Raw genomic sequence first — 806 nt, forward strand, 5'->3', positions numbered from 1 at the left:
TTCGATCAAGAGCTTCGCTTGCGCTAACCCCATCAATTAACCTTCCGGCACCGGGCAGGTGTCACACCCTATACGTCCACTTTCGTGTTTGCAGAGTGCTGTGTTTTTGATAAACAGTCCCAGCCATCTGGTCACTGCGACTCCCGTCAGCTCCATCCGCAAGGGACTTCACCAACAAGAGCGTACCTTCTCCCGAAGTTACGGTACTATTTTGCCTAGTTCCTTCACCCGAGTTCTCTCAAGCGCCTTGGTATTCTCTACCCGACCACCTGTGTCGGTTTGGGGTACGATGACTTGTAATCTGAAGCTTAGAGGCTTTTCCTGGAAGCAGGGCATCAATGGCTTCCACACCGTAGTGTGTTCGTCTCGTGTCTCAGTGTTGTGTCTCCGGATTTGCCTAGAAACACCACCTACGCACTTTCACCAGGACAACCGTCGCCTGGCCCACCTAGCCTTCTCCGTCCCCCCATCGCAATTACAAGTCGTGCAGGAATATTAACCTGCTTCCCATCGATTACGCCTTTCGGCCTCACCTTAGGGGTCGACTCACCCTGCCCCGATTAACGTTGGACAGGAACCCTTGGTCTTCCGGCGAGGAGGCTTTTCACCCCCTTTATCGTTACTTACGTCAGCATTCGCACTTCTGATATCTCCAGCATACCTCTCGATACACCTTCGCAGACTTACAGAACGCTCCCCTACCACTCACGCTTAGCGTGAATCCGCGGCTTCGGTGCCTGGTTTGAGCCCCGTTACATCTTCCGCGCAGGCCGACTCGACTAGTGAGCTATTACGCTTTCTTTAAA

At 53.1% G+C, this 806-nt stretch carries 1 rRNA gene; it reads right to left on the reverse strand.

From position 1 onward, the window contains the following. Window positions 1–806, reverse strand: a 23S ribosomal RNA gene (locus tag J9892_RS22280); the annotation flags it as partial.

It is taken from the genome of Aeromonas sp. Prich7-2 (genome assembly GCF_017939255.1).
GTDB classification, from domain to species: Bacteria; Pseudomonadota; Gammaproteobacteria; order Enterobacterales; family Aeromonadaceae; genus Aeromonas; species Aeromonas caviae.